The 17,251-nt window shown below is 71.5% G+C and carries 15 protein-coding genes; 7 read left to right on the forward strand and 8 right to left on the reverse strand.

What is annotated here, in order from left to right:
- Positions 1-16: 16 nt before the first annotated feature.
- Entirely contained in the window at positions 17-475 is a 459-nt protein-coding gene (locus ACQEU8_RS05920; protein WP_433097543.1) for an Lrp/AsnC family transcriptional regulator, read from the reverse strand.
- 210 nt (positions 476-685) lie between these two features.
- Between ACQEU8_RS05920 and ACQEU8_RS05925 the strand changes: the two genes are divergently transcribed.
- Both ACQEU8_RS05925 and ACQEU8_RS05930 read left to right on the forward strand, forming a co-directional pair.
- The gene (locus ACQEU8_RS05925) at positions 686-1,318 is read left to right on the forward strand and encodes an AzlC family ABC transporter permease (protein ID WP_433102173.1); all 633 of its coding nucleotides are present in this window, start codon (positions 686-688) and stop codon (positions 1,316-1,318) included.
- A complete protein-coding gene (locus ACQEU8_RS05930; RefSeq protein ID WP_433097545.1) occupies positions 1,311-1,640 on the forward strand; it encodes a branched-chain amino acid transporter permease in 330 nt (109 codons plus the stop codon). Before ACQEU8_RS05925 ends, ACQEU8_RS05930 begins: the two co-directional genes overlap by 8 nt.
- Here the strand turns inward: ACQEU8_RS05930 and ACQEU8_RS05935 are convergent.
- Positions 1,630-3,078 (reverse strand): carboxypeptidase regulatory-like domain-containing protein, encoded by a 1,449-nt coding sequence (locus ACQEU8_RS05935; protein ID WP_433097547.1) that lies wholly within the window; start codon positions 3,076-3,078, stop codon positions 1,630-1,632. The genes ACQEU8_RS05930 and ACQEU8_RS05935 overlap by 11 nt on opposite strands.
- Before the next feature lie 139 nt (positions 3,079-3,217).
- Between ACQEU8_RS05935 and ACQEU8_RS05940 the strand changes: the two genes are divergently transcribed.
- Positions 3,218-3,859 carry a TetR/AcrR family transcriptional regulator gene (locus ACQEU8_RS05940; protein ID WP_433097549.1) on the forward strand — a complete coding sequence of 214 codons (642 nt, stop codon included), beginning with the start codon at positions 3,218-3,220 and terminating at the stop codon, positions 3,857-3,859.
- Positions 3,860-3,898: 39 nt separating this feature from the next.
- On the opposite strand, the gene ACQEU8_RS05945 is transcribed toward ACQEU8_RS05940, so the two are convergent.
- Positions 3,899-4,987 carry an ATP-dependent DNA ligase gene (locus ACQEU8_RS05945; RefSeq protein WP_433097551.1) on the reverse strand — a complete coding sequence of 363 codons (1,089 nt, stop codon included), beginning with the start codon at positions 4,985-4,987 and terminating at the stop codon, positions 3,899-3,901.
- Positions 4,988-5,071: 84 nt separating this feature from the next.
- Between ACQEU8_RS05945 and ACQEU8_RS05950 the strand changes: the two genes are divergently transcribed.
- Positions 5,072-6,607 (forward strand): ATP-dependent DNA ligase, encoded by a 1,536-nt coding sequence (locus ACQEU8_RS05950; protein ID WP_433097553.1) that lies wholly within the window; start codon positions 5,072-5,074, stop codon positions 6,605-6,607.
- A gap of 27 nt (positions 6,608-6,634) precedes the next feature.
- Here the strand turns inward: ACQEU8_RS05950 and ACQEU8_RS05955 are convergent, their stop codons facing one another.
- The 5 genes from ACQEU8_RS05955 to ACQEU8_RS05975 all read right to left on the reverse strand — a co-directional run bounded on the left by ACQEU8_RS05955 (position 6,635) and on the right by ACQEU8_RS05975 (position 13,525).
- The gene (locus ACQEU8_RS05955) at positions 6,635-7,069 is read right to left on the reverse strand and encodes an HIT family protein (RefSeq protein ID WP_433097555.1); all 435 of its coding nucleotides are present in this window, start codon (positions 7,067-7,069) and stop codon (positions 6,635-6,637) included.
- Between the two features lie 4 nt (positions 7,070-7,073).
- Positions 7,074-7,859: an aldo/keto reductase gene (locus ACQEU8_RS05960; protein WP_433102175.1), complete on the reverse strand. Its 786-nt coding sequence runs from the start codon at positions 7,857-7,859 to the stop codon at positions 7,074-7,076.
- Positions 7,860-8,055: 196 nt separating this feature from the next.
- A complete protein-coding gene (locus ACQEU8_RS05965; protein WP_433097557.1) occupies positions 8,056-9,606 on the reverse strand; it encodes a purine-cytosine permease family protein in 1,551 nt (516 codons plus the stop codon).
- Positions 9,607-9,901: 295 nt separating this feature from the next.
- Positions 9,902-10,813 (reverse strand): universal stress protein, encoded by a 912-nt coding sequence (locus tag ACQEU8_RS05970; RefSeq protein WP_433097559.1) that lies wholly within the window; start codon positions 10,811-10,813, stop codon positions 9,902-9,904.
- Between the two features lie 213 nt (positions 10,814-11,026).
- Positions 11,027-13,525 carry an ATP-dependent Clp protease ATP-binding subunit gene (locus tag ACQEU8_RS05975; RefSeq protein ID WP_433097561.1) on the reverse strand — a complete coding sequence of 833 codons (2,499 nt, stop codon included), beginning with the start codon at positions 13,523-13,525 and terminating at the stop codon, positions 11,027-11,029.
- 152 nt (positions 13,526-13,677) lie between these two features.
- On the opposite strand from ACQEU8_RS05975, the gene ACQEU8_RS05980 reads away from it, so the two are divergent.
- From ACQEU8_RS05980 to ACQEU8_RS05990, 3 genes are all read left to right on the forward strand, one after another.
- Positions 13,678-14,325, forward strand: a complete 648-nt coding sequence (locus tag ACQEU8_RS05980; protein WP_433097563.1) for a TetR/AcrR family transcriptional regulator — start codon at positions 13,678-13,680, stop codon at positions 14,323-14,325.
- Between the two features lie 66 nt (positions 14,326-14,391).
- The gene (locus ACQEU8_RS05985; RefSeq protein ID WP_433097565.1) at positions 14,392-16,551 is read left to right on the forward strand and encodes a HelD family protein; all 2,160 of its coding nucleotides are present in this window, start codon (positions 14,392-14,394) and stop codon (positions 16,549-16,551) included.
- Positions 16,552-16,940: 389 nt separating this feature from the next.
- Positions 16,941-17,183: a DUF397 domain-containing protein gene (locus ACQEU8_RS05990; RefSeq protein WP_433097567.1), complete on the forward strand. Its 243-nt coding sequence runs from the start codon at positions 16,941-16,943 to the stop codon at positions 17,181-17,183.
- The last annotated feature ends 68 nt before the right edge of the window (positions 17,184-17,251 follow it).

A 17,251-nucleotide genomic window follows, 5' to 3' on the forward strand; every position in this document is an offset into this window, starting at 1 on the left:
GTCGGCGATCCGCCCGTCACAGATCGGCTTTGATCTTCTTCATGGTCAGGTGCGACTCAACGCGCAGGACGCCGGGCAACCCTGTGAGCTTGCCGATGACGAAGGCGTCGTAGGCGGCGTGGTCGGCGACCGCGACGCGGAGGAAGTAGTCAGGGCGGCCGAACATGCGGCGGAATTCGACCACTTCCTCATACGCGGCCACGGTGCTCTCGAACTTCTCGATGGTCTTCTGGTCGGTGGCGCCCACCTCCACGTCGACCAGCACCTCCAGTCCGCGGCCCTCGGCTTCCGGATCGATGACGGCCCGGTAGCCGACGATGACGCCGGCCTCCTCCAGCCGTTTGACCCGGCGCAGACAGGGCGGCGGCGTCAGCCCGACCCGCTTGGCCAGTTCGACGTTGGCGAGCCGTCCGTCCCGACGGAGCTGAAACAAAATTTCTCGGTCGACCGCATCGAGAGCCGCTACATTGCTCATACAGCCAGCCTACAGCCATGATTGGCAATCGGATGAGGCTGGAATTCTCCTAAAATTGCGGGCATGGAAATACCTCCGTCCGCTGTCACGCGGCCTCCCGCGCCCGACCCCGCCCCAGCTCCCGCCGACGCCGGGGGTCCGGCGCCGGGATCCGCGGCGCGGTCGGATGCCCTGGGGGCGTTGCGGGACTCGGCCTCGGTCGGGCTGGGGATGGTGCCGCTCGGCGTGGCCTTCGGGGTGTTCGTCACCCACTCCGGCCTCGACTGGTGGTGGGCGAGCGCCTTCAGTGCGCTGATCTACGCCGGATCGTTCGAGTTCCTGCTCGTAGGGCTGACCACCGCGCTCGTCCCGCTGACGACGGTTGCCCTGACCGCCTTCCTGGTCAACATCCGGCATGTCTTCTACGCGCTGTCCTTCCCGCTGCACCGCGTGCAGCGGCTGCTCGGCAAGGCGTACGGCACCTTCGGCCTGACCGACGAGGCGTACGCGCTGACCACCAGCGAGCAGGCCCGCTCCTGGTCCGGCAGGCGCATCCTGTGCCTCCAGGCGTTCCTCCACGTGTACTGGGCCGGTAGCGCCACCGCCGGTGCCCTGCTCGGCTCGCTGATCCCCGACAGCGTCACCGGCCTGGACTTCGCCCTGACCGCCCTGTTCACCGTCCTCGCCCTCGATGCCGTCGGCGCCCGGCGCGGCGATCTGTCCACGCCAGCGCTCGCGCTGGTCAGTGCGCTGGCCGCCCGGCTGCTCCTGCCCGGCCAGTTGCTGCCGGTCGCCTTCGCCCTGTTCAGCGCCGGGCTGCTGGCCCGCCACTTCGCCGCCCGGAGGAAGCCGCGCCATGCCTGAGACCCGCTATCTGCTCGCCGCCGTCGCCGTCTCCGTCGCTCTCACTTGGATGTTGCGCGCCCTGCCCTTCGCCGCGCTGGCCCCGCTGCGGGAGAGCGGGACGGTCCGGTACCTCAGTACGCGCATGCCCGCCGGCGTGATGGTGATCCTGCTCGTCTACTGTCTGCGCGATGTGCGGCCGGCCGACCCGAGCGCGCTCGCCCCGGCGGCAGCGCTGGCCACCACCGTCGGTCTCCATCTGTGGCGCCGCAGCGCCCTGTTGAGCATCTTCGCGGGCACCACCGTCTATGTGGTGCTCTCCAGCACGCTGTTCAGCCGCTGACCACGCGGGAAGAAGCCGCCCGCTCGTGCGGAGCCGGTCGGGGGGTCAGGCGGAAGTCGTGCCGGGCCGGGCGGCCTTCGCGTATCTGGACGCGGGCGACGGCGGCGAGCCGGTCGGGGCTACTGGCGATCACGTTGACGAACTGGTCGGACAGGCCGGCTGCCGCGTACTCGCCGCGCTGGTCGGTGATCGCGCGTACCAGTTCCCTGCCGTGGGTGCCGGTGACCGTGATGGCGACTCCGGGGAGCGGCCGGCCGCGCTCGTCGGTGACCTGCCCGGTCAGGTTGGGGTCCTGCCTGCCCATGCGGTGGCTGTGCGGGACCACCGCGCTGGGCTGCGGCAGTTCGAAGGAGGGGTCCTCGACCGGCGGCTCGGCCGGCGTGGGCGCCGGCTGCGCCTCGTCGCCGTCCCCCGCGTCCTCGGCTGCCCTGCGTGCCGCGCGGCGCTCCTTCCAGGCGCCGAGCGCGATGAGGGCGACACCGGCGAGCACCCAGGCGCAGATGACCAGGGCGTGCCGCCAGACGTCCTTTCCGCCGAAGTAGAACAGCCCGCGCAGCGCCTCGATCAGATTGCCCATCGGCATGATCGGGTGCAGCGCCCGGAAGAAGCCGGGCACCATCTGGACGGGTATCGCACCACCGCTGGAGGGCATGCTCAGCAGCACGAAGAGGCCCATGGCCACGCCGGGGAAGAACTGCTTGCAGAAGGGGACGAGCCCGTACGAGGTCAGCGCGACCGCCTGGGTCATCAGGAAGACCAGCGGAATGGCCAGCGGCTCGTTCGGGACCACGTCCATGGCACGCGCCACGAAGAAGGCGACGACGCTCTCCACCACGCCGATGGACACCAGGGTGATGACCTTCTTGCGCCGTCCGAGAGTGGTGGCCCGCAACAGCATCATCACGCTGACGTACGACGGGATGGTGCAGGCGAGTACGAGGTAGAACAGCCCGGTGCCCATGCCGTCGCCGGGCGCTGTGGGGGCCGCTTCGTGGACCTGTAGCCGGCCGCCGCTCTGCTGGGCGACGCCGGTGAAGGTCTTCTGGAGGACGGATTCCAGCGAGTAGCCGTCGGCCTTGGCGACGTAGAGCTGGGGGTGCTCGGCGTCGGGCACATAGGCGGCGGTGACGTCGCGGCCGGTGACGGCGTCGTGCGCCGCCTGCGCGTCGGCGACGTGGTGGATGTCGAAGGCGCCGGGGCTCTTGTGTTCGAGGCCCTGCTCGAGTTGGCCGGCCGACGGGCCCGCCACGGCCACGTCCACGTGGTGCGGCACCGGGTTGTGGAACGGCAGCAGGTAGCAGACGAGGAAGCCGGCGAAGAAGAACGCCGGGAACCAGAGCGTCTCCGCCAGGGTGCGTACGGTCGCGCCGAGCGTGGAGGTGCCGCCTTCTCCGCTCGCCGGATCCGCCTTGTGTTCCGCCGCCTTGTGTTCCGCCATGGGCAGGGTCCGCCTCCAATTACGTGGCCTAGCCAATGATTAGCGACTCTAACAGAAAGATGCAGCACTGCAAAAATGCACTACTATAGAGAACGCCGAGAAAGGGCAGGTCAGAGGGCGGAACAGCACGGGAGCACAGATGGCCGACCGGACTACCGAGGCCGCCGCCCAGGGGCTTCGGGAGCGCAAGAAGCTGGAGACGCGGTCGGCGCTGCGGGCCGCCGCCGTACGGATGTACCTGGAGCGCGGCCCCTCGGCCGTCACCGTGCAGGACATCTGCGAGGCGGCAGGGGTCTCCCAGCGCACCTTCTTCAACTACTTCGAGACAAAGGACGACGCGGTCTTCGACTGGGACCGCCGGCTGGCCGGCCGGCTCGGCGAACTGCTCACCGGGCGCCCCGCGGGTGAGGCTCCGCCGGAGGCGCTGCACCAGGCGCTGCGTACCGCCGTCCCCGCGCTGGTCGCCGACCCCGGCTGGCGGGACCGGCGTCGGCTGTTGGGGGCCCATCCGGAACTGGTCCCCAAACTGCTGCACAGCAACAGCAGTATCGCCGAGGCACTGGCCGACGCGGTCGCCGAGCGCACCGGGCTGCCACCGGACGCCCTCTATCCCCGGCTGCTGGGCGGGATCGGACTGACGGTGCTGCGGTCCTCGATCCGCGCCTGGGACCCGGAGTCACCTGCGGAGGAGCTGCTGGCGACGCTCGACTCGTGCTTCGCCTCGCTTGCCGCCGGGCTGCCGCAGCCGGAGGGGGACGATCCGGCTCACTCGGCCTGCTGAGTCGCGGAAGGTGCGGGCTTAAGCGCCCAAGAACGCGCGTCAACGGCCGCCCAGCGCCTCTTCCAGGTCGTAGCGCACCGGCTGTTCCAGCTGTTCGTACGTGCACGAGGCGGGTTCGCGGTCCGGGCGCCAGCGGCGGAAAAGCACCGTGTGCCGGAAGCGCTCCCCCTCCATGTGGTCGTAGGCCACCTCGCACACCCGCTCGGGCCGCAGCGGCACCCAGGAGGCGTCCTTGCCCCCGCTCCATCTGCTGGGTGCGCCCGGCATCCGGCCCTCCAGGTGCGCGGCCTCGTCCTCCCAGCGGGCCCACGGGTGCTCCTCGGGACGGTCCATGCCCAGCGGGGCCAGCTCACGCATCAGCTCGCGCCTGCGGGTGGCCGGGAACGAGGACGAGGCGCCCACGTACTGGAGCGCCCCGGACGCGTCGTAGAGGCCGAGCAGCAGTGAGCCGAGCGATTCGGGGCCGCTCTTGTGCGGGCGCAGTCCGGCCAGTACGCAGTCCGCCGTGCGCTCGTGCTTGACCTTGAGCATCACCCGCTCCCCCGGCCGGTACGGCAGGTCGGTCCGCTTGGCCACCACGCCGTCCAGCCCGGCGCCCTCGTACTGCGCGAACCAGTCCCGCGCGACCGCGCTGTCGTAGGTCACCGGCGCCAGGTACAGCGGAGGGCGGGTCCCCTTGAGGGCCTTCTCCAGCGTCCTGCGCCGCTCGGCCAGCGGCGCCGCCATCATGTCGGTGTCGTCCAGTGCCAGCAGGTCGAAGGCGACGAAGGAGACGGGTGTTTGTTCGGCCAGCAGACGCACCCGGGAGGCGGCCGGGTGGATGCGCTGCTGGAGCGCCTCGAAGTCCAGTCGGCCGCCCAGCGGCAGGACGATCTCGCCGTCCAGTACGCAGCGCTGCGGCATCCGCTCCCTGAGCCCGTCGACCAGCTCGGGGAAGTAGCGGACCAGGGACTTGCCGGTCCGGCTGATCAGCTCCACCTCGGCACCCTCGCGGAAGACCAGACAGCGGAAACCGTCCCACTTGGCCTCGTACTGCATGCCCCGCGGTGCGCCCTGCGGCGCCTCGGGGACCGCGGCGACGGGCTTGGCGAGCATCGGTTTCACTGGCGGGAGCACCGGGAGATCCACACTGCCGATTCTGCGCCGGACCGCCGCGGCCCGCATGGCGCGCGGTCGGGAGCGCACCCGTCGTCGATGGGCGACCATGAGGCCATGCTGCTGGCAGACATCGCACGGACGTCCGCTCAGATCGCGCAGGCCGCGGGCCGCAACGAGAAGGTGGCGCTGCTCGCGGAGCTGTTCCGGCGGGCCGAGCCGTCCGTGGTGCCCGTGGTCGTCACCTATCTCGCCGGACGCCTCCCGCAGCGCCGTACGGGGGTGGGCTGGCGCAGCCTGCGCGAGCTGCCGCCGCCCGCCGCCGAGCCCGCACTGACCATCGCGGAGGTGGACGCCGCGTTCTCCCGGATCGCGGAGGTGAGCGGCAAGGGTGCGCTGGCGGAGCGCAAGAGGCAGCTGGACGCGTTGATGGCGGCGGCCACCGCGGAGGAACAGCTCTTTCTCGTACGGCTGATCGGGGGTGAGCTGCGACAGGGGGCGCTGGACGCCTTCGCCGTGGAGGGGCTCGCCGCGGCTGTGGCGGCCGACGCGGGCGAGGTACGGCGCGCGGTGATGCTCGGCGGCTCGCTCGGCACCGTGGCGCAGGCGCTGCTGGCCGAGGGGCCGGACGCGCTGGCGCGGTTCCGGCTGGAGGTGGGCAGGCCGGTGCTGCCGATGCTGGCGCACACCGCCAAGGACGTGGACGAAGCGCTCGACAAGCTGGGGCCGTGCGCGGTGGAGGAGAAACTGGACGGTATCCGGGTGCAGGTGCACAAGGACGGCGATGAGGTGCACGTCTACACCCGGACGTTGGACGAGATCACCGACCGGCTGCCGGAAGCGGCGCGGGTCGCCCGCCGGGCCGACGCCACACAGGTGGTGCTCGACGGCGAGGTGATAGCCCTGAAAGAGGACGGCTGGCCACGCCCGTTCCAGGAGGTCTCGGGCCGTGTGGCCTCCCGGCTGGACGTCGCGGGGGCCAGCAGCGAGCTGCCGCTGCATCCGGTCTTCTTCGACGTGCTCTTCCTGGACGGCGAGGACTTGCTCGACCGGCCGTCGGTCGAGCGGCACGCGGCACTCGCCCGGGTGCTGCCGGAGGAGCTGCGGGTGCGCCGGGTGCCGGTGACCGATCCAGGTGACGCGGAAGCGCGCGCCACCGTACGGGAGTTCGCGGACGAGGTGCTGGCACGCGGGCACGAAGGTGTGGTGGTCAAGGCGCTCGACTCGGGCTACTCCGCAGGCCGGCGCGGGGCCTCGTGGCTCAAGGTCAAGCCGGTGCACACCCTGGACCTGGTGGTGCTCGGCGCGGAGTGGGGGCACGGGCGGCGCGCGGGCAAGCTGTCGAACCTGCATCTGGGGGCGCGGCGCGCGGACGGCACCTTCGCGATGCTCGGCAAGACCTTCAAGGGGCTGACCGACGCACTGCTGGCCTGGCAGACCGAGCGGCTGGGTCAGCTGGCCGTCGAGGAGAAACCCTGGGGCGTGCTGGTGGCGCCCGAGCTGGTGGTGGAGATCGCCTTCGACGGTGTGCAGCGCTCCACCCGCTACCCGGAGGGCGTCACCCTGCGGTTCGCCCGCGTGGTGCGGTACCGGGACGACAAACGCCCGGAGGAGGCCGACACGGTGGAGGCGGTCACCGCGCTGCTCCCGTGACTCGGCACGGCTCCGCACGGACGCGCGTCACAGCTCCGCGCGGATACGCGCGGCCACGCGGCGGGCCTCCGACTCGTCCGGGTACCGACCGCGCGGCCAGAAGAATCCGCGCAACCCGTCCTTGCGTCTGCGCGGCACCACATGCATGTGCAGGTGCGGCACCGACTGGCTGACCCGGTTGTTGCCGGCGACGAACGAGCCGTCCGCCTCCATCGCCCGCTCGACCGCGCCGGTGACGCGGCGTACGGCGGTGAAGTACGGGCTCACGGACTCCTCGGGCAGGTCGGTCAGTGTCTCCACGTGCTCGCGGGGCACGACGAGGGTGTGGCCGGGGAAGAGGGGCCGCTGGTCGAGAAAGGCCACGACGGCGCTGTCCTCGTGGACGCGGTAGGCGGGTGCCTCACCCTGGACGATCCGGCAGAAGACGCACGCACCGTCCCGGGCCCTGCTGTCGGCTCCCATGGCGTCAGACGAGAGTGCGCGGGTCGGGGCCGACGCGGGTGCCGGTCTCCAGGCGCTGGATCTCCCGCAGATCCTCGCCGTCCAGCTCGAAGTCGAACACGTCGATGTTCTCCTTGATCCGGGACGGGGTGACGGACTTGGGGATGACGACATTGCCGAGCTGGATGTGCCAGCGCAGCACCACCTGTGCCGGTGTCTTGCCGTGCTTGGCGGCGGCCTTGCGGACGACGGGGTCGTCCAGTACGCCGTTGCCGCGGCCGAGCGGGGACCACGCCTCGGTGACGATGCCGTGCTCCGCGTCGTAGCTCCGCAGCTCCGGCTGCTGGTGCCGGGGGTGCAGCTCGACCTGGTTGACGGCGGGCACGACACCGGTCTCGTCCAGGAGCCGCTGGAGGTGCTCCGGCTCGAAGTTGGAGACCCCGATGGCCCGGGCGCGCCCGCTGTCGTGGAGCTCGGCCAGCGCACGCCAGGTCTGTACGTACAGCTCCCGGCCCGGCGCCGGCCAGTGGATGAGGTACAGGTCGACGTAGTCGAGACCGAGCCGCTCCAGTGAGTCGTCGAAGGCACGCAGCGCGGTGTCGTGCCCCTGGTCGCTGTTCCAGAGCTTGGTGGTGACGAACAGCTCCTCGCGGGGCACACCGGACTCGCGCAGCGCCTTTCCCGTGCCGCCCTCGTTGCCGTAGAGGGCCGCGGTGTCGACACTGCGGTATCCGGCCTCCAGCGCGGCGGAGACGGTGGCCGCCGCCTCGTCGTCCGGCACCTGGTACACGCCGAACCCGAGCTGCGGCATCTCCGTACCGCTGTTCAGCAGGACGGCGGGGACGTGTGCGCTGCTCACTGTGCGACCTCGGCTCTCTTCGGGGCTCCGGGCGTCGTCCGTCAGCCGTGGTATCCGGTCTGCCGAGGTCCATTCACGCATACGGCACCGGGCTCGCGGGGGCTCTCCGTCCCCGCGAGCCCGGTGCCCGGGTGCCTTTCCGGCCCGCTCAGCCCTCCTGGGCCCGCGCCGTCACCGCAGCCTCGCCGGATGCGGGGACGGGCGCGCCGGCCCCACCCTCGCGGGGCACCGGCAGCACCGCGTAGAGCAGCGCGGCCAGCAGCGCCGTCGCCGCCCAGCCCAGCCCGTTCTCGCCGATCCAGGTGGAGACGAGGGGGCCGGTGAACCAGTCGCACTTGGTGAAGCAGAGGCCGAGCAGCAGCGCGATGCCCCAGGCGGTCATGGCCTGCCAGCAGTAGCCGCCGACGTACCAGTAGCGGCTGCTGCGGGAGGTGTCGACCAGCCCCTCGGGGTCGTAGCGGACGGCACGGTTGCGGCGCCGCAGCATGTCGATCCCGTAGACGCCGACCCAGGCGGAGAAGGAGACCGCGAGCAGCGAGAGGAAGGAGATGAACGAGCCGTAGAAGCTCTTGGCGACCAGCATCAGCAGCAGTCCGCCGACCAGGCTGATGACCGCGTTGACGCTGACGGCCCAGGCACGCGGCAGCTTGACACCCATCGTCTGCGCGGTGAAGCCCGCCGAGTACATCGAGAGGCTGTTGATCAGCAGCATGCCGACCACCGCGATGACCAGGTATGGCACGGCCAGCCACATCGGCAGCGCTTCGCCGAGGAAGGAGACGGGGTCGTCGGTCTTGGCGAGTGCCGGGTTCTTCACCGACATCACGCCGCCCATCAGCACCATCGGCACCAGCACCAGCAGCGCGCCGGAGAGGGTGGTGCCGAAGATCTTGCCGCCGGAGGCGCTGTGCGGCAGATAACGGGCGAAGTCGGGCCCAGTCGGGATCCAGCTGATGCCTCCCGCCGCGATGGTGCCGATGCCCGCGATGAGCATGGCGGTGCTGCCCGCGGGCCGGGAGAAGACCTCAGCCCAGTCCATGGTGGTGACCAGGTAGCCCAGCACGAGGACCGTGAAGAGGCCGAAGAAGTAGGTCGACCAGGTGTTGCAGAAGTTGAGAACCTTTCGGCCCATCCCGCTGACCAGGAACGTCACACCTACGAACAGCAGCAGCGTGACCACGATGAGCGGGGTGTTGCTCTGAATACCGAACAGCAGCCGGAGCACCGTGAGAACGGCGTAGGTGCCGGTGACCGCGTTGATCGTCTCCCAGCCGAAGCGGGCGACCCACAGGATCATGCCGGGGAAGTAGTTGCCCCGTACGCCGAAGGTGGCCCGGGAGAGCATGGCGCCGGGCGCGCCGCCCCATTTGCCGGAGACGGAGAGCAGCCCGACCAGGCCGAAGGAGACCCCACCGGCGACGGCGGCCGCGAGCAGCACCTGCCAGAAGTTGAGGCCGTTGAAGACGACGAGCCCGGCGCCCATGGTGAGCAGCAGCACGCTGATGTTGGCCGCCACCCAGGTGGGGAACAGCTCGCGGACCCGGCCGCGCCGCTCATGATCGGGGACGGGCTCGATGCCGCGGCTCTCGACGGTCTCGTCGAGCGCGGCGGTCGCCTCGATGGCGGAGGGGGACGTGGGGGCGGAGGAGGGCGCCGGGGCGGCGCCGTCGGCGTTGGCAACGCCGGGGGAGACTGCCATGGGTGGGGCTCCGTGGGTGGTTCTCTGGTGCGACGTGCGTCATTGCAGGGTCGTGACCTGGGTGTCCCCCGACCGGAGGCTGGGAGACTGCGGGGGACTCTACGCGCGTTGCAAGACGCCCTCTATCGTACAGAGTCACACGATCGGCCCCCTCGAAGTCGGGTGATCCTCCAAGGGGGCCGGAAGCGGGTCCGCCGGGGCCCGCAAGGGAGTCCGCGGGGTCCGTAAGGGGAAGCCCGGCGGGGGCCGTAAGGAAGCCCCCCGAGTCCGGAACGGAGCCCGGGCCCGGGCGGGATCAGGGCACGGGCACCAGCACCACCGAGCACTCGGCGTGCTGGAGGACGGCGTTCACGACGGGGCTCACCTGGAGGGCGAGGCGCCGGTGGTCACGCCGGGCGCCCAGCACGACCAGATCCGCGCCCTCACTCAGCCTGATCAGCTGCTCGGCCGGCGGACCCTGGTGTGCCTCGGCGCCCACCCGCACATCCGGGTAGCGGTCGCGGAACGGCTCGATCGTCTCCTCCAGGAACCGCTCGGCGCTCCTGGTCTCCTCAGCGGGCTCCTTCGTCGGCAGCCGCTTCGTCACACCGGGCAGCATCGGGTGGGACCAGGCGTGCACCACCCACACCGTCGAGCCGGTGAGCTGCGCCGACCGGAAGGCGAAGTCGACCGGCTCCAGCTCCCCGGCCCGCTTCAGTCCCACGACCGTCTCACCGGGAGCGGCGCCGGACTCGGGTACACCGCCGCGTACGACCATCAGCGGCCCCGCGGCGTGTGCGGCCAGGCGCAGGCTGATCGAACCGAGCAGCAGCCCGCGGAAGCCACCGTGACCGCGGGTGCCCACGACGGTCAGCTCCGCGGTACGGCTCGCGCGTACCAGCGCGTCCGCAGCCGGTTCGCTCGCTCCGGTCGGGATCACCGTCAGCCCGGGTACCCGCTCCCGGGCCCGCTCCGCCGCCTTCGTCGCGACCTCCCGGGTGGCCTCGCGCATCCGCTCACGGTCGGCGTCCGTCTCCGGGACGGCGCTGCGCCGGGGCGGAACCGAGCCGCACAGCACCTCCAACTCGGCACCGCGTCGGTTCGCCTCGTCGGCTGCCCGGTCCAGTGCGCGGAGAGAGTGCGGGGAACCGTCGACGCCGACCACCACACGGCCTGCTCCGGGGGCGGGCGCGGGCGCTCCCGCGGGGCTCTCGTTGCTCTCCGACATGTCCGTCCTCTCCTCGCGTCCTCACGTCGATGCGCGGGTACCCCGCCAGTGTGGGGCACACCGGACGGACGCGGTAGAAGCTTCGCTCCCCGGCTCTTCCTCGCGAGCGGACCGGCGGTACGGGTCGGCGGTACGGGCCGACGGTACGGGCCCGCAGTGCGGCCTCGCGGTGCCCAACTCGCCCGTGCCGGACGGCCCGGCGACGCCGGAGCGCTACGGCGGCCTTCCAACTGTCGCGGCGGACCGGCCGCCGCCTCTCTCGACGCGCAACTGGAGGGCGTCGTCCGCGACCTCGGCGACGAGCTTGTCGCCCGGCGCCACGTCACCGGCGAGCAGGAAAGAGGTGAGGCGGCTGTCGAGTTCGGTTCTGATGGTGCTGCGCAGTGCGCGGGAACCGGACTCGGGCTGGTAGCCGTGGGCGAGCAGCAGCCGTTCGGCGGGTTCGGTGACCTCCAGGGTGATCTCCTGGGCCCGCAGCCGGCGCACGCTGGCGTCCAGCAGCAGTTGAGCGATCTGTCCCAGATCCTGCTCGGGCAGCGGGTGGAAGACGACCATGTCGTCTACACAGTCGAGGAATTCGGCCGGGAAGTGGGCGTTCAGCTGCTGCCGTAGCTCGTCCCGGATCTCCGCCACGTCGCCCTCGTGCGCTTCGATCAGCTGGGAGCCGATGGTGCTCGTCATGACGACAAGCGTGTTGCGGAAGTCGGCGGTGCGGCCCTGTACGTCGGTGAGCCGCCCGTCGGCCAGCACTTGGAAGATCGTGTCGATGACCTCGCGGGGTGCCTGCTCCACCCCGTCGAACAGTACGAGGCTGTAGGGCTGTCGGCGCACCCGCGCGGTGAGCCGCGCACGAGTGTGCTGTTGCGTCAATTCGCTCATGTCGATACGGATCAGCCGTTCCGCGTCGCCGAACAGCAACTCGGCCAGTGTCTCGGCCAGTTCGGCCGAGCCGGCCCCGGTGGGGCCGAGGAAGAGGAAGGATCCGGCGGGCCGGTCCGGGTAGACCGTGCCGGAGCGGTTGCGACGCAGGGCCTGCGCAATGGCGATGACGGCCTCGTCCTGTCCGACGACGCGGGAGCGCAGTGTGTCCTCCAGCGCGAGCAGCCGTTCCTGCTCGCTCCCGGTCAGCCGGGAGGCGGGGAGACCGGTGCGCCGGGAGAGGGCGTCGGCGATGTCGTCGACCTCGACGGTCAGCACGCCCTCGCGACGCTCCTCGACCCCCGCCAGTTCGGCCTCGACCCCGGCGATCCGCCGCTCGATCCCGGCGGCCCGGACGGCATCCTCGTCGGCGACCGCCTCGCCCTGCTCGCGACGGAGCTTGGCGAGCCTGTCCTCCCTGCTGATGACCTCAGCGGAACGGCCCAGCGAACGCAGCCGCACCTCCGCTCCGGCGGTGTCGACCAGGTCGACGGCCTTGTCGGGCAGGAACCGGTCGGTGAGGTGGCGGTCGGACAGTTCGGCGGCGGCCCGCAGTGCCTCGCGGGTGAAGCGCACCTGGTGGTGCGCCTCGTAGGAGTCCCGTAGCCCTTCGAGGATCTGCACGGTCTCCTCCACGCTGGGCTCGGAGACCAGTACCGGCTCGAAGCGCCGTTCCAGCGCCGCGTGCTGCTCCACGTTCCGGCGGTACTCGTGCAGTGTCGTCGCGCCGATGATGTGCAGTTCGCCGCGCTCCAGGGCCGGTTCGAGGATGTTGCCGGCGTCCATGGCTCCCGCTCTGCCGGAGCCGGCACCGACGACGGTGTGCAGTTCGTCGATGAACAGGACGACCGAAGCGGACTCCGCCCCGACCTCGTCGACGACCGTTCTCAGCCGCTCCTCGAACTCGGCCCGGCTCCCGGATCCGGCGACGAGCCCGGGCAGATCGAGCGCCACGACCCGTACGCCGGTGAGGCCGGCGGGGACATCGTCCGCGGCGACGCGCTGCGCGATGCCCTCGACCACCGCGCTCTTGCCGACGCCGGGCTCCCCCAGGAGTACCGGGTTGTTCCTGGTGCGCCGGGCGAGGATCTCCAGAGCCTGCTCCACCTCGTCGGCGCGCCCTACGACCACGTCGAGTCCGCCAGCGCGGGCCTCCTCGGTCAGATCCCGGCCGTACGCGTCGAGCGTGGGGGTCCCGCGCCGGATACGGAACGGCCCCGCAGGCTCCTCCCTGCGGCCCGCGGCCTCGGCATCCCGGGTCAGCCGGCCGAGATCGGCGCCCTGTTTCCGGCGGCTCTCCAGCAGTCGCCCGGCGCCCGAGTCCGGGTCGTCCAGCAGGGCGCGCAGGATGTGCTCGGGGCCGGTGTGGGAGAGCCCGGCCGCCCGGGAGTACCCGCGTGCGTGGAGCAGTGCGCGCTTGGCCGCCGGGGTGAGGCCCGGGTCGGCGGAGGGGGTGCGGCTCTCGCCGGGGAGCGCCGCTGTCACGGCCTCCGCGAGCCGGTCCGGGTCGATTCCGGCCCGGTCCAGCAGTGCGCGGGAGGGGTGGGTCCGGGTTGCGGCCCACAGCAGGTACTCGGTGTCCAGATCCGCGCTGCCGTCCTGCTGGGCGCGGGACGCGGCCCGTACGAGCAACTCGTGCGCGGAGTCGGTGAGCAGCCGTCCGACGGGCGCTCGCCACGCCGTGGGCGGTGCGGAGAGCGACGAGGCGCCGAGAACGGCTGACCGGACGAACCTGTCGAGCAGGTCGGAGAACGGGTCGGCGCCACCGGTGGAGCCGAAGGGCGACGTGGTCATGTGTATGCCTCCGCTGCCGCGGACCTGTGCCCTGGCGGGGTTCGCTCCGCTCCACTACAACAGCAGCACCCGTGGCCCGCAAAAGGGATGAATCGCGCGGCAACCGAGGAACGAATTTAACCGAGTCACATTTTCTCTGGTACGGTCGTCGCATGGCCGAACACCCCGCAGGGCTGCGCGAACGCAAGCGGCAACGCACCTACAAGGCGATCTCCGACGCGGCCGTGACGCTCTTCCTGGACAAGGGCTTCGACGCCGTCTCCGTCTCCGAGATCGCCGAGGCCGCCGAGGTCTCCAAACCCACCCTCTTCCGCTACTTCCCCGCCAAGGAGGACATGGCCCTCTACCGCTTCGCCGACCACGAGGACGAGGCCGCCCGGGTGGTCGCCGGACGCGGCGAGGGGGTGCGGCCCCTCGCCGCGCTGGAGGACCACTTCCTGGCCCGGCTGGAAGCCCACGACCCGGTCACCGGGCTCTGCGACGCACCCGAGGTGCTCGCCTTCCACCGGCTGCTGTACGGCACCCCGAGCCTGGTCGCCCGGCTGCATTCCTACACCGCGCGCTCCGAGGAGGCGCTGGCCGCCGAACTGGAGAAGGCCGCCCCGGCAGGCAGCGTGCCCCCCACGCTGACGGCACGACTGGCAGCCGGCCAGATCGTGACGTCCCAGCGGGTGCTGGCGACAGCCAACTGGCAGCGCATCGCACAGGGCGCGAGCGCCGACAGCGTGCTCGATGACGCCCGCCGCGACGCCCGGCACGCCTTCGCACTGCTGCGCACCGGACTGGCGCCGTTCGCCTGACCACAACCGATCACCGCCCGCAAGGGAAGAAGCACCGCCCGCAAGGGAAGAAGGGAGCACCGCACCATGCCGGGGGAAGAGACCGCCGAGGGGGAAGCCCTCCAGGCGGAACTGGCCGCGGAGCGCGCCTACACCGACCGCTGCCGCGCCACGCTGGACCGTACGAACGTCGCAGCACAGCACCGGGTACTGGAGGGCGCCGGGGTACTGACCGGACAGCACTCCGGCGAGTCGGCCGGCGAGGGAGTGGCGGGTGACGGGGCCAGTGCGGAGGCGCTGGGCCGCTATCTGCGCAGCTACACCAAGGAGTTGCGGGAGGAGCCGGACGGGCCGCCGTTCTTCGGCCGGCTCGACTTCGGCGACGACGGCCCCGGTGGCGAGGAAGCCGGCGAACACCGCGGACAGCGCTACTACATCGGCCGCCGCCGCGTCAGCGAACACCCATCGGCGCCGCCGCTGGTGCTGGACTGGCGCGCCCCGGTCGCGCGGGCCTTCTACCAGGCGACCGCGGCGGACCCGCAAGGCGTCCGCTCCCGGCGCCGGTTCGGCTGGGCACCCGGCGGCACAGGAACGGCCGAGGACCTGACAGGGCTGGAGGACGAAAATCTGGTAAGCGCGGCACAGGACGGGCCGGCGACAGCCGGATCGGCGCTCGCCTCCAGCATCGTCGCCGGCGAGATCGAACGCCCGCGGGTCGGGCCGATGCGCGACATCGTCGCCACCATCCAGCCCGAACAGGACGATCTGGTGCGCTCGGGCCCCGACAGCTCCCTCTGCGTCCAGGGCGCACCCGGCACCGGAAAGACCGCCGTCGGACTGCACCGCGCCGCGTATCTGCTCTACACCCACCCGCGCCGGATCGAGCGCGGCGGCATGCTCGTCGTCGGCCCCAACCAGGCGTTCCTCGGCTACATCTCCGCCGTACTGCCCGCCCTGGGCGAGGTGGGCGTGCGCCAGTGCACGGTGCGGGATCTGCTGCCGGACCACCCGGTACGGGAGCAGGACAGCCCGGAGGCGGTGGAGCTGAAGCACAGCGCGGCAATGGCGACCGTGCTGCGGCGTGCTCTCTACGCGCGCGTGCGGCTGCCGGACGGGCCGGTGGCGGTGCCGGAAGGCTCGTACCGCTGGCGGCTCGACGAGGAGGACCTGCGCGCCGTCGTCGAGGAGACCCTGGCGCAGCAGCCGCCGTACGAGGTGGGCAGGGAGCGGGTACGGGCGCGTACTGTGGCGCTGCTGCGCGACCAGGCCGAGCGCCGCGCCGGTCCGCCCGGCGGCGAATGGCTGCGCCGGATGGGCAGGAAGAAGGAGCTCACCGGGTTTCTCGACGCCGTCTGGCCGCGGACGAAACCGGAGGAGGCCGTCGCCGAACTGCTGGGCGACGCGGGTGTGTTGGCCCGGGCGGCCGACGGGTTGCTGGACGAGGACGAACAGCACGTGCTGCTGTGGCAGGGGCGGCGCCCCAGGTCGCCGCGTACGGCACGCTGGTCGGAGGCGGATGTGCTGCTGCTTGACGAGGTGGCCGGGCTGATCGCCCACCCCGAGGAGAGCTACCGGCATGTGGTGGTGGACGAGGCGCAGGACCTCTCCCCCATGCAGTGCCGCGTCCTCGCCCGCCGCAGCCGCTTCGGCTCGCTGACCGTGCTGGGCGACCTGGCCCAGGGCACCACGCCCTGGGCGGCCCGCGACTGGCCGGAGCAACTGGCACACCTCGGCGCACCTGACGCGGCCGTCACCCCGCTGACCACCGGCTTCCGGGTACCGTCCGAACTGCTGGCGGTGGCCAACCGGTTGCTGGGCTCGCTCGGGGTGCGGGTACCGCCCGCGCGGTCGCTGCGTACGGGCGGGGAACTGGAGACGGTGCGGGTGCCGACGGCCGCCGGGCTGAGGGGGGCCGTACCGGAGCGGGTCGCCGCGGCCCTCGGCCGGGAGGGCTCGGTCGGGGTGATCGCGGCCGGTGAGCGGGTCGCTCAGGTGCGCGGGGCGCTGGAGGCCGCCGGGATCGCGGCCGGAACACCGGGGGGCGGTGGGGAGTTGGCGCGGGTCACCGTGGTGAGCGCCGAGCTGGCCAAGGGCCTGGAGTACGACCACGTGGTACTGGTGGAACCCGCCGAGATAGCGAACAGCGGGCCGCGCGGACTCCAGCGCCTCTACGTCGCGCTCACCCGCGCGGTGTCACGGTTGGAGATCCTGCACGCGGCCGGGCTACCCGAAGCCATGCGTGACTGACGCGGCACGGGCGGGGGGACGGGCGGGCGCCGCGAGGTCACGGAGCCAGTCGGGCTGATCGGCGATCTCCAGCAGGAGAAGCAGCCGGGTGAGCGGGTGGTCGCAACTGAGGCCATCGTCCGCCAGGTCCGCAGAGGCGGGGAATTGGGCGCCTGGTGTAGTCACTGGGACTCCTGTAGACGGACGGAAGATCGCGAACTCCATTGTCCACTGGTGCAGTTGAGCGGCTCTGAGGGCCGCGGGTGGAGTACGACGGGCATTGTCGCGGCTGTGCACTTACTTCTGCAAGTACATCTGCAAGTACATCTGCAATCACGCTCGGCTGTGAGACGCTTCCAGACGTCGCAACCGCTCACGGGGGACGCAAAGTGACGTAGGGAGAGACGTACATGCAGATCGAGAACGGCATCGAGGCCACGAAGATCGAAGGTGCTGTCTGGCGCAAGAGCCGCCGCAGCAACCCGAACGGCAACTGTGTCGAGGTCGCCACTCTTCCGGGACAGGGAGTCGCCGTCCGCAACTCCCGCTTCCCGTCGGGTCCTGCCCTGGTCTACACGCCCGCCGAGATCGCGGCCTTCGTCCAGGGCGCCAAGGACGGCGACTTCGACGACCTGCTGGACGCTCAGAGCTGACCGCCCCCACGGCGGTTGACCTCAGCTCAGCCGTAGTTCTCAACTCAACGCCGTAGTTCACAACAAAG

The sequence above is a fragment of the Streptomyces sp. CA-250714 genome, assembly GCF_050936705.1.
Classification (GTDB): Bacteria; Actinomycetota; Actinomycetes; order Streptomycetales; family Streptomycetaceae; genus Streptomyces.